The organism is Bifidobacterium sp. B4081, from assembly GCF_026537335.1.
Lineage (GTDB): Bacteria > Actinomycetota > Actinomycetes > Actinomycetales > Bifidobacteriaceae > Bombiscardovia.
Genome location: NZ_JAFNMM010000001.1, coordinates 326,925 through 345,129, shown reverse-complemented (window position 1 = coordinate 345,129; position 18,205 = coordinate 326,925). Strand labels below are relative to the sequence as shown.

General features: G+C 61.1%; 16 protein-coding genes and 1 pseudogene. 4 read left to right on the top strand and 13 right to left on the bottom strand.

The features are described 5' to 3' along the window. Positions 1-167 precede the first annotated feature (167 nt). The 8 genes from nrdE to J3T92_RS01340 all read right to left on the bottom strand — a co-directional run bounded on the left by nrdE (position 168) and on the right by J3T92_RS01340 (position 8,668). Positions 168-2,363: a class 1b ribonucleoside-diphosphate reductase subunit alpha gene (nrdE, locus tag J3T92_RS01375; RefSeq protein ID WP_267399379.1), complete on the bottom strand. Its 2,196-nt coding sequence runs from the start codon at positions 2,361-2,363 to the stop codon at positions 168-170. Positions 2,364-2,414: 51 nt separating this feature from the next. Then, on the bottom strand, positions 2,415-2,912 hold the full coding sequence (nrdI, locus tag J3T92_RS01370; RefSeq protein WP_015022389.1) for a class Ib ribonucleoside-diphosphate reductase assembly flavoprotein NrdI: 498 nt from the start codon (positions 2,910-2,912) through the stop codon (positions 2,415-2,417). A gap of 175 nt (positions 2,913-3,087) precedes the next feature. Next, the gene (nrdF, locus tag J3T92_RS01365; protein WP_229132307.1) at positions 3,088-4,083 is read right to left on the bottom strand and encodes a class 1b ribonucleoside-diphosphate reductase subunit beta; all 996 of its coding nucleotides are present in this window, start codon (positions 4,081-4,083) and stop codon (positions 3,088-3,090) included. A gap of 65 nt (positions 4,084-4,148) precedes the next feature. Continuing rightward, entirely contained in the window at positions 4,149-4,637 is a 489-nt protein-coding gene (nrdI, locus tag J3T92_RS01360; protein ID WP_229131875.1) for a class Ib ribonucleoside-diphosphate reductase assembly flavoprotein NrdI, read from the bottom strand. A gap of 178 nt (positions 4,638-4,815) precedes the next feature. Further along, a complete protein-coding gene (locus J3T92_RS01355; RefSeq protein WP_267399376.1) occupies positions 4,816-5,916 on the bottom strand; it encodes a histidinol-phosphate transaminase in 1,101 nt (366 codons plus the stop codon). Positions 5,917-6,035: 119 nt separating this feature from the next. Beyond that, complete coding sequence (gene groES / locus J3T92_RS01350; RefSeq protein ID WP_015022393.1) at positions 6,036-6,329, bottom strand: co-chaperone GroES; 294 nt, start codon at positions 6,327-6,329, stop codon at positions 6,036-6,038. A gap of 178 nt (positions 6,330-6,507) precedes the next feature. Further along, positions 6,508-7,938 carry a hypothetical protein gene (locus J3T92_RS01345; protein WP_267399374.1) on the bottom strand — a complete coding sequence of 477 codons (1,431 nt, stop codon included), beginning with the start codon at positions 7,936-7,938 and terminating at the stop codon, positions 6,508-6,510. Positions 7,939-8,014: 76 nt separating this feature from the next. Next, positions 8,015-8,668, bottom strand: coding sequence for a GNAT family N-acetyltransferase (locus J3T92_RS01340; protein WP_267399373.1), 654 nt, complete (start codon positions 8,666-8,668; stop codon positions 8,015-8,017). A gap of 80 nt (positions 8,669-8,748) precedes the next feature. On the opposite strand from J3T92_RS01340, the gene J3T92_RS01335 reads away from it, so the two are divergent. The 4 genes and pseudogenes from J3T92_RS01335 (at position 8,749) to J3T92_RS01325 (ending at position 11,250) form a co-directional block, all read left to right on the top strand. Then, positions 8,749-9,426 (top strand): 5-formyltetrahydrofolate cyclo-ligase, encoded by a 678-nt coding sequence (locus tag J3T92_RS01335; protein ID WP_267399372.1) that lies wholly within the window; start codon positions 8,749-8,751, stop codon positions 9,424-9,426. 101 nt (positions 9,427-9,527) lie between these two features. Beyond that, on the top strand, positions 9,528-9,740 hold the full coding sequence (locus J3T92_RS01330) for an FmdB family zinc ribbon protein (protein ID WP_024626815.1): 213 nt from the start codon (positions 9,528-9,530) through the stop codon (positions 9,738-9,740). 72 nt (positions 9,741-9,812) lie between these two features. After that, positions 9,813-10,151 (top strand): annotated as a pseudogene (locus J3T92_RS09490) (SAF domain-containing protein); the annotation flags it as partial. Between the two features lie 688 nt (positions 10,152-10,839). Then, positions 10,840-11,250 carry an MscL family protein gene (locus J3T92_RS01325; protein ID WP_373312880.1) on the top strand — a complete coding sequence of 137 codons (411 nt, stop codon included), beginning with the start codon at positions 10,840-10,842 and terminating at the stop codon, positions 11,248-11,250. 9 nt (positions 11,251-11,259) lie between these two features. Here J3T92_RS01325 and J3T92_RS01320 read toward each other — a convergent pair whose 3' ends face one another. The 5 genes from J3T92_RS01320 to rplJ form a co-directional block, all read right to left on the bottom strand. Then, positions 11,260-11,505 (bottom strand): hypothetical protein, encoded by a 246-nt coding sequence (locus tag J3T92_RS01320; RefSeq protein ID WP_267399371.1) that lies wholly within the window; start codon positions 11,503-11,505, stop codon positions 11,260-11,262. After that, positions 11,505-15,212 carry a helicase gene (locus tag J3T92_RS01315; protein WP_267399370.1) on the bottom strand — a complete coding sequence of 1,236 codons (3,708 nt, stop codon included), beginning with the start codon at positions 15,210-15,212 and terminating at the stop codon, positions 11,505-11,507. Before J3T92_RS01315 ends, J3T92_RS01320 begins: the two co-directional genes overlap by 1 nt. 8 nt (positions 15,213-15,220) lie before the next feature. Then, positions 15,221-16,786, bottom strand: a complete 1,566-nt coding sequence (locus J3T92_RS01310; protein ID WP_267399369.1) for an FHA domain-containing protein — start codon at positions 16,784-16,786, stop codon at positions 15,221-15,223. Between the two features lie 384 nt (positions 16,787-17,170). Then, positions 17,171-17,551: a 50S ribosomal protein L7/L12 gene (rplL, locus tag J3T92_RS01305; RefSeq protein WP_045924837.1), complete on the bottom strand. Its 381-nt coding sequence runs from the start codon at positions 17,549-17,551 to the stop codon at positions 17,171-17,173. 102 nt (positions 17,552-17,653) lie between these two features. Beyond that, positions 17,654-18,175, bottom strand: coding sequence for a 50S ribosomal protein L10 (rplJ, locus tag J3T92_RS01300; protein WP_024626821.1), 522 nt, complete (start codon positions 18,173-18,175; stop codon positions 17,654-17,656). Between the last annotated feature and the right edge of the window lie 30 nt (positions 18,176-18,205).

The following is an 18,205-nucleotide window of genomic DNA, read 5'->3' as shown; positions in this document are numbered from 1 at the left end:
TTGATTGCTCCTTGTTGGATAAGTGTTCGACAGTGCGACGCGGATCACGACAGGACCGTCAGTCTACCGCATGGACGGACCCGGCCTGTGGATGTGGATACCAAAGGGCCGGCGCCGCCCTCAAAGACGGCACCGACCTGGGATTGCATATGCCTAGGGCAGATGCCTTAGAGCATGCAGCTGACGCAGCCCTCGACCTCGGTGCCCTCCAGCGCCTGCTGGCGGATTCTGATGTAGTAGAGGGTCTTGATCCCCTTGCGCCAGGCGTAGATCTGAGCCTTGTTCAGGTCGCGGGTGGTGGCCGTGTCAGGGAAGAAGAGGGTCAGCGAGAGCCCCTGATCCACATGCCGGGTGGCCTCGGCGTAGGTGTCCACGATCTTCTTCCAGCCGATCTCGTAGGCATCCTCGAAGTAGTCCAGGTTCTCGTTGGTCATGTAGGGAGCCGGGTAGTAGACGCGTCCGATCTTGCCCTCCTTGCGGATCTCGATCTTGGAGGCAATCGGGTGGATGGAGCTGGTGGAGTGGTTGATGTAGGAGATGGACCCGGTCGGAGGAACGGCCTGGAGGTTCTGGTTGTAGATGCCGTCCTTGAAGATGGCCGCCTGAAGCTCCTTCCAGTCCTCAACCGTGGGGATGTGGACCTGGTACTGGTCGAAGAGGTCCTTGATCCGCTGGGTCCTGGGCTCCAGGGAACGGCTGCCCTCGGTGTACTTGTCGAAGTAGTTCCACTGGCCTGCCGGCTTGGCGTAGTCGGACTTGGCGAAGGAGGCGAAGGCCTTCCCCCGCTCCACGGCCAGGGCATGGGAGGCCCTGTAGGCGTGGTAGGCCACGGTCATGAAGTACATGTCCGTGAAGTCCAGCCCCTCCTCGGACCCGTAGTGGATGCCCTCGCGGGCCAGGAAGCCATGGAGGTTCATCTGACCCAGGCCGATGGCATGGCCCTCATCGTTGCCCCGCTTGATGGAGGGGACGGCCTCGATGTTGGTGTGGTCGGAGACGGAGGTCAGTGCCCGCACCGAGGTTTCGACCGTGTCAGCCAGGCCGCCGTCCATGGCCTTGGCGATGTTCAGGGACCCCAGGTTGCATGAGATGTCGCGGCCGATATGCTCATAGTCCAGGTTCTCGGAGTAGGTGCTGGGCTCCTGGACCTGCAGGATCTCCGAGCAGAGGTTGGACATGGTGATTCGCCCGTCGATGGGGTTGGCCTTGTTGACCGTGTCCTCGAAGAGAATGTAGGGGTAGCCGGACTCGAACTGGATCTCGGCCAGGGTCATGAAGAAGTCACGGGCGTCAATGTACTTCTTGTGAATCCGCTTGTCCTTGACCATCTCCTCGTAGTGCTCGGTGATGGAGATGTCAGCAAAGGGCTTGCCATAGACCCGCTCCACGTCGTAGGGCGAGAAGAGAGCCATGGGCTCCTTGCGCTTGGCCAGCTCGAAAGTGATGTCGGGGATGACCACGCCCAGGGCCAAGGACTTGATGCGGATCTTCTCGTCCGCGTTCTCCCGCTTGGTATCCAAGAAGCGCATGATGTCGGGGTGGTGGGCCGACAGGTAGACGGCGCCGGCACCCTGGCGGGCACCCAGCTGGTTGGCATAGGAGAAGGAGTCCTCCAGGAGCTTCATGACCGGGACCACGCCGCTGGACTGGTTCTCGATGTGCTTGATGGGTGCACCCATCTCGCGCAGGTTGCTGAGCAGCAGGGCCACGCCGCCGCCCCTCTTGGACAGCTGCAGGGCGGCGTTGACGCCGCGGGAGATGGACTCCATGTTGTCCTCGATGCGCACCAGGAAGCAGGAGACCGGCTCACCGCGCTGGGCCTTGCCCAGATTCAGGAAGGTGGGGGTGGCGGGCTGGAAGCGGCCGGAGATGATCTCATCCGTGTACTTCATGGCGGCCTGCTCGTCCCCGTCGGCCAGCTCCAGGGCCACGGCCACGCAGCGCTGGGGGAAGTCCTCCAGGTAGCGCTTGCCATCGAAGGTCTTCAGCGCATAGGAGGTGTAGAACTTGAAGGCCCCCAGGAAGGTTTCGAATTCGAAGCCGCTCTCGGCTGCATGCTGATAGATCTTGTCCAGAAACTCCGGTGTGTAACGATCAAAAACCTTCCGGTCATAGTACTCGTGATCCAGGAGGTAGGCAATCCTCTCAGCCGTGGAGGGGAAGGTCATGGTGTTGGGCCGCACGTGCCGGTCCATGTACTGGCGCTCGGCCTCGTGGTCCTTGTCGAACTGAATCCTGCCGTCCTTGTCGTACAGGTTCAGCATGGCGTTCAGGGCATGGTAGTCGTGAGCCGGATCGAAGGTCTCCTCATCCTCGGATGCGGTCCTATCCAGGGCCAGGGACGTGTCCTCGTTTGCTCCCATCGGGTGTCCTTTCATGAGTATTGCGGTGATAGTGCGTGTAATGAAATTGGCTCAGGACTCGGGGTGGTTGCGGAAGAAATCCACAACCCCACGGCGGACCTTCTCCTGATCCTCCTTGGTGCCCATGAGCTCGAAATAGTAGAGGAAGGGTACATTGCACTTGCGGGAGATGATGTCCCCCGCCATGCAAAAGGCCTCCCCAAAGTTGGTGTTGCCCGAGGCGATGACCCCACGAATCCCGGCCCGGTTGGCCGGGTCGTTCAGAAAGCGCTTGATTTGCGGCATGACCGCCTTCTTGGCTGATCCGCCCCCATAGGTGGGAACGATCAGGATGTAGGGCTGCCGGATGTTGAGCGGCGGATCCTTGGGTCTCAGAGGGATACGGAAGACGTCAATCCCCTCGTCATCCAAATGGCAGTTGGCAATGAACCGGGCGGTGTTGCGCGAGGCCGACGAGAAGTAGACCACGGCCCCCAGGCGCTGACCCTGGGCGGCGAACTCGGGAGCACTGAGCTCCGAATCAGTTCCGGCGGTCTGCTGTTGCTCCATGCTTCCTCCTGATCAGGCCATCCAGAGCCTGTCTTGACGGTGATGCCCGCCCTGAGGACGGACCGATCAGAACCCGCCCAGCGCGAGCCTGAACTACTATATGTGCTGTTGATATCGGAAACGGTGAGCATATCTAGGGTTTTCTGTGCCCAATATCACACCGGTTCCGATTCGTTCAGAAGTCCCAGTCGTCGTCGTCCGTGGACTCGGAGTGCCCCATGACGTAGGAAGAGCCCGAACCCGAGAAGAAATCATGGTTCTCGTTGGCCGATGGCGATAGGGCCGCCAGGATCTCCGAACTGACATCGGTCTGGTCGGCTGCGAACCGGGCCGGATAGCCCAGGTTCATCAGCGCCTTGTTGGCATTGTAGCGAACGAAGGCGAAGACATCATCGACGAAGGGGAAGCCGTCATATATCTGCCCGGAGTAGACCATCTCCAGATCGTAGAGCTTGTCCAGCAAATCGTTGGTGAACTTCTCCAGCATGGCCTGGTCGGCCTGGGTCCTCTCCTCCAGACCCCGCTGATACTTGTAGCCCGAGTAATAGCCATGGATAGCCTTGTCGCGCAGGATCAGCCGGATCATATCAGCCGTGTTCATCAGCTTGGCATGGCTGGAGAAGTAGAGGGGCAGATAGAAGCCTGCGTAGAGCATGAGGGAGGAGAGCATGGTGGAGGCCACCTTGCGCTTCAGGGGATCCTCGCTGACGTACTCGTGCAGGACCGTGTGGACGCGCTCCTGGAGGACGTCGTTGGCTACAGCCCAGCGGTAGGCCTTGTCGATCTCCTCACTGGAGCAGAGGGTGGAGAAGACCGAGGAGTAGGACCGGGCGTGGACCGACTGCATGAAGGCGATGTTGGTATAGATGGCCTGCTCCTGCTCGGTGCGGGCGTGATCGATCTGCACCAGCTCGCCGATGGTGGCCTGGGTGGTGTCCAGCATGGTCAATCCGGTGAAGACGCGGACGGTGGTCTGACGCTCATGATCGGTCAGGGTATTCCAGGATGGGATGTCATTGGACAGCGGCACCTTTTCGGGCAGCCAGAAGTTGGAGACCAAGCGGTTCCAGACCTCCAGATCCTTCTCGTCGGTGATGTTGTTCCAGTTGACCGGACGAATCCTGGCCTCAGGGGTGACACGGTACTGGGGCGGGGTGATGGACTTGCGCATCATCTCGTCGTCGGCATAGACACCGGCCTCTGACTTGGTGCTCTCTTTGGTGCTTTCCTGCTGGCTCATGACAAAACCGCCTTTCGTGAATCAGTCGACTGCTGCTGGAGCTGCACTCCCATTCCGGCCAAAATGGCTCTGACCGCCTGAACATCCTCCGAGGTGCCCAGCAGCTCGAAACGATAGAGCTCAGGAACACCGCACCGGCGGGCTATCAACGGGCCGGCCGCGCAATAGGCGCTGCCAAAATTCCGGTTACCCGAGGTGACGACCCCGCGGATCAGTCCGCGGTTGACTGGATTGTTCAGGAAGTGGATGACCTGCTTGGGCACGGCCCCCTTGGCTGACCCACCGCCATAGGTGGGCACCAGCAGAAGGTAGGGCGCATCCATAACGGGCATGGGCTGGCGCCGCTCGTAGAGGGGGATGCGGATGGGCTCCTCCACGCCCAGCCGCTGCACAAAGCGGTGGGTGTTGTTGGAGACGCTGGAGAAATACACCAGCCTGGAGGCACCATCGGGAGGATCGTGCCGATCCATATCTGCTGAAGACATAGGGACTGCTGCTCCTTGGTAAACACTATATATTGGATTGACTTGGCCAGCCAACCACAATATATAGGTTTATCCAAGACGACACAAGTTCACAGAAGCAAAACCACCTCCGCTGTGAGATTCCATACAAGGACGGAGACGGCAAGCATTTGCCTTTACACTCGCACCATGGCGACCGTCAGTCAGAGATTGGGCCCTGAGGCAGACCCTGTCGCCGCAGGTCGGCGCAAACCTCCAGGACCCGGTCATTGGCCTCCCTCTCCCCCACGGTGATGCGGATGCCCTCACCAGGGAAGGTTCTGACCGACAGGCCTGCATCGCGGAAACGCTGATCAGCCTGCGTGGAGGCCTGGCCCAGAGGCAGCCAGTAGTAGTTGGCTCGGGGTTGGGGGATGTTCCACCCCTGCTCTTGCAAACCAGCCAGGATTCTGGCCCGTTCCTGCTTGAGTGCCTGGACCCGTTCGGCCAGGCGGTCCTGTGCGTCCAGGCTGGCCATTGCCGCCGTCTGGGCCACATCGGAGACGCCGAAGGGCAGGGCCACCTTGTTCATGCCGGCAATGATCGGCTCGGCAGCCACGGCGTATCCAATCCGCAGCCCCGCCAGTCCGTAGGCCTTGGAGAAGGTCCGGGCCACTATCACATTGGGATGCTCGCGCATGAGTGACAATCCGTCGGCGCGGTCAGGGTCGTCATTGAACTGTATATAGGCCTCGTCAAAGAGCACCGGCAGGTCGGCGGGCAGGGCCTGCAGCAGACGTTCGGCCTGGTCGCGGTCGACGTTGGTCGCGGTCGGATTGTTGGGATTGTTGACGATGACCAGTCTGGTGTGGTCGTTGACCGCGGCGATCATGGCATCGATGTCATGCCGCCCCTCTTTATCCAAGGGCACGGGCACCCCTGTGGCTCCAGCCGAGGTGACGATGATGGGATAGGCCTCGAAACTGCGCCAGGGATAGACCACCTGGTCGCCATGGCCGGCCACCAGGTCAACCAGCTGGGTAATGACCTCAGTGGACCCGCATCCCAGCTGGATGCATGCGGGATCCACCCCGTGCAGCTGGGCCAGCCGCTCTACCAGACGGGTGCCACGCATATCCGGATAACGGTTCAGATGGCCCAAGGCCTGTTCGGAGACGGTCTGAACCACGCCCGGCAGGGGCGGATAGGGGTTCTCGTTGCTGGAGATCTTGTAGCTGGTCAACCCGGGAACGGCTGGTGCCGGGCTGCCCTGCCGGTATCCGGGAAGGGAATCAATGCTGGCGCGATGACGATAGTACATGGGCACCATGCTAGTGGCCGCCGTATGCTCCTGCGGTGTCTGTTCCGCTGCACGGTCCTCCCGAGACGCGAATGGCCCCCGGTCCTTGCGCAGGACCAGGGGCCACTATCACCGCCTCTTTACTTGAGGATGGCCAGAACGTCGCGTGCGGACACGATCAGGTAGTCCTCGCCGCCGTAGTTGACCTCGGTGCCGCCGTACTTGGAGTACAGAACCTTGTCGCCAACCTTGACATCCATGGGGATGCGCTCGCCCTTGTCATCACGACGGCCGGGGCCTGCCGCCAGCACCTCGCCCTGCTGGGGCTTCTCCTTGGCGGTATCGGGGATGACCAGCCCGGAAGCGGTCTTAGTCTCCGCCTCAGCCTGCTTGATGACGATCTTGTCTTCCAACGGTGTGAGTGAAATCGACACTGTGGACCTCCTACATCTTGTGAGAACAGCCAATGAACCCACGCCGGAACGTCGATGAGAGGCTGACGAACACTCACCACGCATTCCTTTGCGCTACAAGTCATAGTAGCGCGAAATTAGCACTCTGCCAACTTGAGTGCTAACGCTGGTGGTGAAAGAATGATCGCGGATTGGTCCCTCAGGACTTGTCTGCCGGACGACGCCGAGCCAATATGGCCTCCACGCCGATGGACAGGGAGTCCTCGCTGCGGTCGGGCACCTCGACCTGAGCCTGCATCTCCCTCTTGTGAAAGTCGTCGGGCTGCCCATCGGCCTTCTTCTTTTCGGGGGGACGGGCCACGGAGACCTGCCGGGTGGACTTGATCTCCAGGCTGTGAGGACCCTCGTCTTCGTTATTCTTGCCGCCCTTGTCTGATCCCTCACCACGGGCTGAACCCAGGGAGAAGGAGATCAGATCCTGGCCCGCCGCCATGCCGAAGGCGTCCAAGGCCGGAGAGGGATTGATGCGCTTGAGTTCATTGGTGGCATCGTCCTGAGCCTTTGCCGAGGACGATGATCCCCCGGATGTGGAGGACTGAGTCGACGAAGCTGGGCGCTCTTTGCCGGCAGACGCAGAGGCCGATCCAGACTTGCCCGACTGAGTAGCGACGGATTGCACGGATGCCGACTGCGGAGAGGCGGCGGACTTGTCCACTGACGACTTGGGCGCCGCCGGCTTGGAGGCAGCCTTTTGGGCCCTCGAAGATTTGGTAGTTGCCGGTTTCGAAGCCTCCGGTCGAGAAGCCGCTTGTTTGGCTGGGGTCCGTTCAGAGGCTTTCTTGGCGGCGGACGGCTTGTTCGACGTATGTGCGGTCTGTGCAGCAGTCTTTTCGCTCGACTTGGCGGACCCGGCTGAACTCTTGGCCTTGCTGCTACTGACTGCAGACTTTGCAGGCTTGGACGAATTGTGCTGCCTGGCTTTGAGGGCTGCCTGCTGATCAGCCTTGGCCTGGGCCAGTGTTTGACGAATCTCACCCTGATCAAGCACATCCGTGGCAGTTTCCGTGCCGCCTCCATTCTTGGCCTGTCCAGGTTTGCTAGGAGTCCTGCTCTTAGTCAGAATGGCTGCCTGCTGACGACGCTGCCGGGCACGCCGCTGAGCTAAATTGCGCTCCCAGGCCCGGGCCTGGGCCGAAGCATGCGCGCCAGCGACCAACACCACCACCACCAGCGCCAAGGGAATCAGAGTAAACCATGGGCTGTAGTCCATAAGGAAGGAGCAACCAGCCACCAGCAGGGTGACGACCAAGAGAGCAAGGACCAGAATGCGACGACGACGTATGGCCGCGCGGCGCAACTGTCTGATCTGCTTGATGCGCTGGGCTTGACTGCGCCGGTTGCCATCCTGCTGCCCTTGCTGCATGACCAACCCTTTCACCGTCCTCGACTGCCTGTCGCAGAACCTCATACCGTCTTCCCGACCCACCATATGCAGGGAGGTGGAAAGCCTGTCCTGGCGATGCTCCGAGGCCCGCTTCATGCCCTTGACGGTGCGAAACGGCAACCAACCCAGCACCAGAATCACTGCAATCACCAAAACCACGATGCTGCTGAGTGATTCATAAACCATAGGTACTACGTTAGTTGACGGTATGCCCCAAGCGGCAAGTCAAACCCAGCGTGTCGACCATGTCCGTCCCAGGGGCTCATAAACGAGCCAGCAAATCCGGATCGAATTGGTCGCTGATCCAGGCAAAGGTCAGGTGATCCCGCCACTGTCCGTTGACATACATGTAACTGCGGCGCAGCCCCTCCGGCTCCATGCCCAGCTTCTGGACTACGCGCAGGGATCGTTCGTTTTCAGGCAGAATCGCCACCTCAAGCCGGTGTAGATGGGGTCCCCTCCTGTCTCTGAATGCCCAGTCAGCCAGAATGGCCAGAGCCAGGGGTGCGAACCCATGACCAATCCAGTCCTGATCCACCCAGTAGCCCGCTGTCGCTGTGCGCATGGATCCGTAGCGGATGGCGCCCAGGGAAATCTGCCCCACGATGCTCTGATGAAACTCCATCAGAAAGACCGCGGAAGTCCCCTCCTGCCGGGCACGTTCCAGCTCCTGCATCCACTGGGCATAGGTCATGCCAGGTCCGTGGCGGGGATCCCCTGACTCCCATGGGGCCAGCCAATCGCGATTCCTCCATCGGACCGCGTTCCAGGCTGCTTGGTCGCCCTCGCGGATGGGCCTCAGTAGGAAGTCCCCATGACCCGGGGGCGCAGTCAGACCGTCAGGCAAATCCAGGGCATGGTCCGAACGGGCTCGGGAACCCTGCCAGACCTGGCGGAAGGTATGCAGAACCGACATGAATCCATGTTCTCACCGAACGTCAGCTGAGGTAGACATGCGTCCACCAGGGAGAACCCCCTGCTGGTAGAACTGAGGACATGAACGAGCAGGAACGCATCGATAGGGACAAGCAGGATCGACGCAGCCGGCTGCTTGAAGCCCGACGACGTATCGACCCGGCCCAGTGCCTGGACGCAGGACGCAAGCTTGCCGATCTGCTGGCAGGCCAGGTACTTGCCAGGATCGGACGCTCCCGAGGCGGCCAAAGCCTGACCGTAGCTGCTTTCGCCTCCATTCGCGGGGAGATAGCCATGGATCCCAGCCTGGACCTGCTACTGGGCCGGGGCGACCAGGTGCTCATCCCCATGCTGGGAACAGGCACCCAGGTAGGTTGGGGTCGACTGCAATCAAGGCAGGATCTGGATGACATGAAGCGGATTCCAGGTTGGCGGCCCGACGAACCCGATATGCCTGCCCTACCGGCACAGGTCTTGGGTAAGGCCGATCTGATTCTGGTGCCAGCGCTGGCCATTGACCATGCCGGCATTCGTCTGGGTCGGGGCGGCGGCTGGTATGACCGCGCCCTAGGCCTGCGTGCCGAACAGGCCCCAGTGGTAGGCATCTGCTGGCCCGGCGAATTCGTGGAAGCCCCCCTGCCCCATCTCGACCATGATCTCCCCGTGGATGCAGTCCTGACGTCTGAAGGTTTCACGCCCACAGCCACAGGTCTGTCACGAAAGCCCGGCACAGGCCATAATGGTGATGGACAAGACTGACGAGAGGCCCGGTGCCGATTCTTCTGGTCGAAGCCACCACTAGGATATTGGATGTTGAGCCAATCGTCGCGCAAACCGACCATCAGCGGAGGGAAAGAACGGTGCCCACCTATCATTATCGTTGCAAGAACTGCGGATACGACTTTACCAAGGAGCAGTCCTTCAACGACGAACCCATCACCATCTGCCCCAAGTGCGGGCAACAGCAGGTCCGTAAGATCTTCTCCGCAGTGCCCATCGAGTTCAAGGGCCATGGCTTCTACCGGACCGATGGAGCCTCATCCTCCTCTTCGAGCTCCACAAGCAGCAAGTAGATCAAGAGGCACATTCGACCACATCGACCATGCAGACCCTGACGTCGGCCAAGCTTCTGGCAGGCTGGGGGCATGGTCGATTTTTCCATTTTCAGCAACAAGGGTAAGCCTTCAGCGGCAGCCGGATCCCTGACCCGCCGACGACGACTTTTTCGGCTGAGGCGCCTGGGAACCGCCCTGGCATTGGGGCTGGCAGTTTTCTGCACCTTGCAGATCCTGATCCAGGCCCAGGGCCGCCTGTCTATACTGGTCGCCGCACGACCCATTGCACGAGGATCAGCCATCAAACCTGCCATGGTTGAAACGCGGATCATGCATGGCAGGGAAGGTCTGCCCGGCCTGATCTCTTCGTTTGCACAAGTTCGCGGACGGCGGCTGATGATCAGCGTCCATTCGGGGCAACCGCTGACCACGGTCATGATCAGTAGTAGACCGGCACAGCCACCCGGAACGACCCCGGTGACGGTCCGCCTTGCCGACGATCCGGGCAACCTGCAGGCTGGCGACCAGGTGAGTTTGCTGGCTTCAGGGAACTGCCCAGCCGCCGCCAGCCCGCATCCCGCCCAAGACCGACCAGGTTCTGATAGGACGCCTGGGCTTCCCCATAGCCAGCAAGCCAGCGACCTGCAGACGCCGACTTCCGGGCAAACTTCAGGCAGCGGAAACTGCATGATAGCCGAGAAAGCTCTGGCGCTACAACCGGCGCAGACAATCCCCAGGGATCGATCCGACCCGGAAGGACGGGAGGGCGACCAAGTCCGGCAAGCATCCCAGGCCGTCTTCGCCCTGAACGCTGGTCAGGCTCTGCTCTTGTTGTCGCTGGATCCATCCACCCCCGTCATCGCCATCCGCCCCGACAGCACTCCCACATCAACACCCTCTAATCATGTCGGAAAACCGAAACCATTCTGGGCCCGCGATAATGGAGGAAGAAGCAGGCATGGGTGTTCCATGCCTGACATCAGCTACGGAAGGATGCAGGATGGCCTCGATCAATCAGGTGGCGGCCAAGGATACCGCCGAAGCAGTCCACAAAATCTCACAGATCAGCAACAAGGGCGTGCTGGGCGAGTTCAAGCAGTTCATCTCGCGCGGATCCATGGTGGATATGGCCGTGGGCGTGGTCATGGGTTCGGCGGTGACCAGCGTGGTCAACGCCATCGTCAACAATCTGATCAGCCCGCTGATCGCCATGATCTTCGGCAAACCGGACCTGTCGGGACTCCTGACCATCAGCTACCGGAACGCCACTATTTCCTTTGGCGCCATTTTGACGGCTCTGCTCAACTTCCTCTTAATCGCCATCGCCGTCTACTTCTGCATCATCATGCCCATCAACAAGCTGCGGCAACTGAGCCGGGCGGCCTCGGGCATCAAGGACCAGCCCAATGCACCCAGCCCGCAAGACCAGAGCCTGCAGTTGCTTCGCCAGATCGCCGACGATATCCACCGGTCAACAGGTACAGACAGGCAACAGGATGGAACCGAACTGCCCAAGGGTCAGGATTAGGATCAGCGGTCAGTCGCCGCGCTCATTGGGGAAGAGCCCCCAATGCGGAGGCAGCTCGCCCAGGATCCTCCGGTCATCCCCGTCAAGACGATCCTGCGCGCAGACCCGGTCCTGAGGATCTTCCTCGGTGCCATCAACATCGAACCGTTCCCTGCCTGGGCGAACCACCCGGTGATGCCGACGCGGGCGCGAAGTTGCAGGCTCACTGGGCTCACCGGTCTGCTTCCCGCGTTCTGGCTGATCATCCTTCGCCATTAACGCGCCTGCTGGTAGATATCGGCAAGGCGAGCGACGATCCTGTCGGCTTCTTTGTCAGGGTTGACAAAGGCCGAAACGCTCCAGACGGTCATAACCGACCATCCGAGATACTGCAGGTCCTCGGTGGTGAAACGGTGACGTTCCCGGGTGGACTGGGTATGCATGAACTCGGCGTCGTCTGTCAGCACCGCCAAAGCATAGGGCTTGTTCTTGAGCCCGACCACCAGCGGAATTCTGGGCGCCTGGTCGTACCCGTAATCCAGGGCTACATCCAGTCCCCGGGTCCGCAGCCGCTGGGCCAGATCCCGGAAGAGCACATTGGTGGACTGCTCGGCCTGCTCAGGTCGGACCGGTTCCGCATCAGGGTGCTCAGCCCAGGTCAGCAGATCCTTGAGCAGACGCGGCCCGGGCTGGTGAAGGCGGTCGTCCTCCAGATCCTCGGCGGAAAATGCCGCGACGATGTCCAGATTCCGATCCGGCAGAACAAGAGCATCCAGCAGCATGCCCTTGCCCCCTTCGCCTTCCAGATCGCCGAACTGCTGCAGGAGACGACCGTGGGTGGTTTTGGCAAAGCCCAGAGTGAGGATTACATCCGTGGCTCGAGCACCACAAACCTCGTCAATGCCGACGATGCGTACATGCCGCAGGAACTTGGCAAAAACCCTGTCCTTGGCTGCTGCCGATTTGAGTTCGGCACCTAGCCGGGAACGATGGGTTGCCGACAGGGTGACCACAGTCAGCAGATAACTGTTCGGCACCAGGGAGAAGGATCCTGCCCTGCGCTTGAGCATGTCGACAACGGCAGCGACCTCCTGTTGACTGGACTCGACCAGACCGGTGGCCATGACCGGGACGCCAGCGCCCTCCACCCTGGTCAGGGTAACCCTGCCAGGTTCCCGACAATCGGGGACAGGTGCCGACAGATCCCCATAGCCGTGATCCTTCAGGAAGGCGCCTAACCGAGTCGAGCGGCGTGAGGGGCGGGCTTTGACGGTGACCGGGACCAGATGGTCGATCAATTGCAGAAGGCCATCCGAAGTGACGGTAGGCCGGTGGGCGATGACCGCCACCTGCCGTGCCCGAGCCAGCACAGTCAGCACCTGGATGGAAGGCATATGGGCCCCGGCATCGATGATGACCGTGTCGGCCAGCTGTGTCGGATTGGTCCTCGTTGCCAACGTGGCCGGAGTCGCGATGATGATGGGCTTGGCCGCCGACAGTATGCCAGGGTGGGCCTGTTGGAAGACCGCAAGGGAGGCACCGGGGTTGCCGGCCAGCATAGTGTGCAGCTGATTGGCCTCCTGGGTGCGCGAAAAGAGCAGCTCAGACAGACGCTTTTCGCTCTCTTGGGCAACCATGGGCCCTACGCTGGTCACATGCTGGGCATCCACCTGGCTGAAACGGTCGGCTGCGTTGGACAGGGCGGAACCATCCTGGTTGGAGATGATCTGCGAGGAGCGCATGATGTCATCGAAGACCGTGGTCCACCAGGCCAGTTGCAGCTCGGCCCGTACCGCCTTGCCTTCAACCTGACGGTTGCGCAGGTCCTGGACCAGGTCCTGCAGCCCTGCCTCGCTGAATTCACCCTCCAAAGCGCAGCGCTCGGGCAAGGTATCCAAGGCTGTATGGTCGTCAAAGAGCGCCTTGAGCCGCTCCTCCACCTTGTTGAAGTCCATGGTCTCCAGATCGCCGCCTGCCGGAGTCGAATCCAGGACGGTGTCCAGAGCTGTCATGTCGCGGATCAGGGATTCCTGCGTGTCGATGATGACGTCCAGTTTGGGCGGTAGGACCGGCCAGCCACCGTGAGGGACGAAGGTCCGCCACTGCTCGGCCTGCTTGGAGACCACCACCAGCGACTCATGCAGATCCTCGACCTGGGCACCGGGCCTGAGCAGGCTCTTGGCCTCCTTGACCAGACGCCTACGTTCCCAGAATCCCAGATTGGTGCCATTGGCCTTGCGATCGGCCTTGGACTTGGTGGCCTCGATCATGGCGGGGATGTCGCGCTCGAAGATGGAGGGCTGGAAGACATCCAGGACCCGGCGCAGGTTCTTGAGGACCACCACCTGCCGCCCCCAATCCTTGACGGTGGCCGGCACAGGGAATCCGCAGGTCTCTACAGTGGATTTGACCTGCTCACGGGTGTCCGGCAGAAGCCGCTGCAGAAGACGAACCACGCGGGAGTAAGCGTCCACAGCCTCGTTCTCGCTGACCAGGGTGGCGCCGTACCAGGGGGTGTCCTGGGGACCGATGACGAATTCGCCCAGCTCGGCAGCCCTCTCCAGCTTGTCCGCCCACGTATCCAGCTCGGGCTGCAGGTTGTGGGCCGTGGCCGCGCCCAGACGGACACGGGTGGCAGGATGCGTAGGCATATTGGCAATGTTGGCCAGATTCTGAATGGTCTGGTAGGCCGAAACCCCCCAACTGGAATCCACCCCATGCAGATCGCCCAGGTAGCGGGTCAGTCGGGAGCGGACACCCACAAGCTCGTCAGCCACCTGATCAAAATGCTCGCTGGACTTGCCGGGTTTGAACCCCACTGCATCGATCAGTCGTTGGTCCAGGATCCTGCCCAGTTGGTCGTCGGTCAGATCAAGGGCCATGTCAGCCATCCCAGCGGCATCCAAACGATGCTGGAAACGCCGCTTCTCCTCCACCACGCAGGGCACATAGAGCACGGTCCTGCCGGCGGTGACGCAGCGCGAGGCGATGGCCAGGGCATCATCGGCGCTGTGACGGCCGGTCTGCTCATCCACAAGCACGCTGTGCCCGGTCGCCACCAGCTGGGCGGCATAACGGACCCGGTTGTCCACATCTCCAGCCTCAAACTCGCTGTGAGGGTCAGCATCGAAGGGGCTGTAGTCGGGCACTGGTCCGCCCTTGAGCCGCTCGGAGGCTGCCTGGTCGCCAGCTAGGGCATCGAGCAAATCGTTGCCGGTGGATCCAGCGGTCATCCGGTCCAGAATCCGCAGGCTCTCGCCCAACAGCTGTGCCGATGGCTCAATAAAGCACCCCAGAACGATTTTCCGCCCAATGGTGAAGTCGCTGATATGCGGCGTGATCAGGGCCGTCATGTCCTTGAAAAGCGACGAGGTTTCAGGTGTGCCGCCCTGATAATGGGAGGCGGAAAACAGACGATCCGGATCCAGGGTGATGCCCCGCTCGCGCATGGCCGAGATCAAAGCAGGATTAAGATCCACCTTGCCTGTGAATCTGATAGAGGCCCTGGATGCCCCCTGTGTGCTCTCATCGATGCGCACGGGATAGAGCAGTACGGGCATGTCGCGCCCCTGCCAGGCAGCCACCCCCACCACCATGGAGAGCTGGGCGAAACCGCTGGCACGCTCCTTGGCGGCCTGATCATCCAGAACCCGCTCCATACGACGGTGAGCCGCACGCAGCATGCCGCGATCCCGGAAAAGCGCATCCAGATGAACCTGGCCGCTGGCGAAAAGCTGGGCAATCCCGGAAGGATGCGCGTGCGTCAGATCCATCTGCGCGGCCAGCTGCGACACATTCTCCAAGGGAGTCAGTCCCACCTGGTTCTGATAGTCCTGGCGCCATCCCCGGATTCGCTCCAGGGGAGTCAACAGAGCCTTGACCTCTTCTGCCGCACGCTCGGAGGAGGACCCAGCCGCTGATGCCTGTGCATCAGCCCGTTTGTCCTCTTCCGATCCACCGGTGCTCATTACCGTCTCGCTCATCCGTCCACTCACTTCCGCACGGCGTTCAGATATTCGTGATACCCGTCATTGTTACGCAGGGCCGCGTCGATGTCCTGGTCGCCCTGAGCCTCCAACCAGGCGTACAGATCATCATAGAGGGCCGGATTCATCGCCAGGAAGGGCAGCAACTGGCGATGCTTGGCCATGGCGAACTGCAGGGCGAAATCCCCGGTGCGTTTGGCATCATCGGAGCTCATCCCATCCACCTCGATGGCCTCCTGACCACGGTCATAGTCACCCTTGGAAACCCGCTCAAAAACGGATCCAGGCTCGAAAGCCGGCTGATACCGCTGGTCATCATCCGGCTGATCCGCTGGCTGAGGACGTCGATCCTGATCTGACTCCTTCTTGGAAAGGCGGGCCAGCTCTACGGCCCCCAGTGGAGTGAATCCCTGGCCCGTGTCCGCTTCGCTCACCCGGCCTTGCCGAGATTGACCATCTGCATAACCCCTGCGGCCGGAAACTGCGCGATCATCACGATGACGGCGATCATCGCGAGCATCCTGGTCATAGCGATCCTGATCGGGGGCCGATTCAGCGGAACGGGAACGACGAGCGTCAGCGAAAAGATCGCGATCGACCGGCTGGCTATCCTCCTCCCGAATACCGACCAAGGGAAGACTCTGCTCGGATTCGCGTTCCTGCCATGGCAGAGGCTGGCGAGCATCGCCACCACGCCGGCCACCTTCGCGGTCCTCGAATACTCCATCATCCGGCTGGTCGGAATAGGCTCCGCGAGGGTATGATTCCTGGCCCTCAGCCGAACCGACATCGGCCGGTCTCCTGTCGGTCTGGCCATGCTCGGCTGAATCAGCATTGTCAGAATACCGAACTTGCGGGCCTCGGGAATCTGCTGGTTCCGGCCTACCTGAGAAAGTCGACGACGGATTGCCCTCCGAACCGCGAGTGGCTGGGGCATTCCTGGGACGATCTGGTGAAGCGCCGCCGGCCTCTGGGGAAGAATCGGCTGTCTTGGCAGCGCCCAAGGCCATATCGTGAAGGGCAGTGACCCGGTTGCGAACCCCGTCGGCCTTGAAGATGCCAGTGGGCTCGCCGGCGCGCATGTCCAGAATGTCATCGACAGACATTTCAGCCGCATCAGGCTCCACCATGCCCCGGGGCTGTGTGGAGTATGAGAAGAGGTCAGGCACCTGGGGCGAGGGATTGGTCGTATCCTCTTGGGGATTGTTGATGCGCACGAAGTCGACGGGGACATCACCGAACTGGAAGCGAGCCGAGCTGCTGGATAGGGGGAAGGCGGCGTCCACAGGCAGCCTGACCAGGGAGCCGTCTGACTGGATCAGATAGGAGCCGTTGGTGGAACCCATATCGCGCAGGGTGGCCAGACCGTCCTGGTCAACGGAAAAAATGGCATGTCGTTTGGACATGGATTTAGTCTGATCGGGCACCTCCAGACGGCGCCGACCGTCATCGGCCAGCGGACGCAGGGGCTTGCGGCCAATCTCGACGGTCTCGCCAGGCTTGAGCCGGGTCTCTTCCGCCCCATTGAACTTGATTATCCACACCTGCCCCGGTCGCCGATCGTCACTCACGTTTTCGACCTCCCAAATCTGCAGCCGCCTTCACTCGGTACTACCGCCTATTCTGTCATGAAACCCAGAGATAGGATTGATTGCGTGCCGAATTACCTGATAAAGGACACATGAGAGGCTCGCAGGCATAGCGCACCTCTTGGAGCCGTCCGGATCGGGAGTATCTGCAGGTCTGATTGTGGTAAACGGCAGGTGGCTCATTGCCTGCCATGAATCAATTCAGACACTTCGATCCACTCTTGTACGGATAGCAAACGACTCATAATCGTTTGGTCCAAGGCCGACCCAACAGGCACACCCATCCCCCAGGGTATGGGAAAGCCCCGGGCCGTCGGTGACGACACAGGGCTTTCCAGCATGCAAGGGCTCAGAAAGAGCCGATGACTACTTGAGCTCGACGGTGGCGCCGGCCTCTTCCAGCTGAGCCTTGGCCTTGTCGGCGTCCTCCTTCTTGGCACCTTCCAGGACGGCCTTGGGGGCACCGTCAACCAGAGCCTTGGCGTCGGCCAGGCCCAGGTTGGTGATGGCTTTGACGGCCTTAATGACCTGGATCTTCTTGTCGCCGATAGCGGAGAGCACGACGTCGAACTCGGTCTTCTCCTCCTCAGCAGGAGCAGCAGCACCGGGAGCGGCAGCGGCCACGGCCACGGGGGCGGAGGCCTCGACGTCGAACTCGTCCTCGAACTTCTTGACGAAGTCGGACAGCTCGACCAGAGTCATTTCCTTGAACGCGTCGATGAGCTCGTCAGCGGAGAGCTTGGCCATAATGGCTTCCTTTCATTTGTGGCGACCGGCATTGACTGGTAGCCGATCACCGAACATCTTTTTTTGTGTTTGCCGTATGGATCCGGGCCAGTGGCCGTGGACTCAGGCGGCCTTTTCCTGCTTCTCGCGCAGGGCGTCGAACGTGCGCACAGCCTTGGTAGGCACAGCGACGAACAGGTTGGCGGCCTTGGACATGGTGCCCTTGAGCGCGCCGGCCATACGGGAGAGCAGAACATCGCGGGATTCCAGATCCGCGATCTTCTTCATGGCATCCGCGTCAGCAACGGCTCCATCGATGAAGCCGCCCTTGACGATCAATGCCGGGTTGTCCTTGGCGAAATCACGCAACGTCTTGGCGGCATTGACGTAATCACCTTTGACGAAGGTGATGGCGCAGGGGCCGGCAAGCATCTCATCGAGACCCTCGATTCCAGCCTCTTTGGCCGCAATCCGGGCTAGCGTGTTCTTCGCCACGTTGTAGGAAGTATCGCGGCCTAGCTTGTTCCGCAGATCGGCGACCTGCGGAACACTGAGCCCGCGGTACTCGGTGAGGATGATGGCATCGGCGTCACGGAACTTGTCCGTCAGCCTGGCGACAGCCTCTTCCTTTTCGGGCCTTTTCATGGCGTTCCTTCCTAGACAGACCTCTGGAGG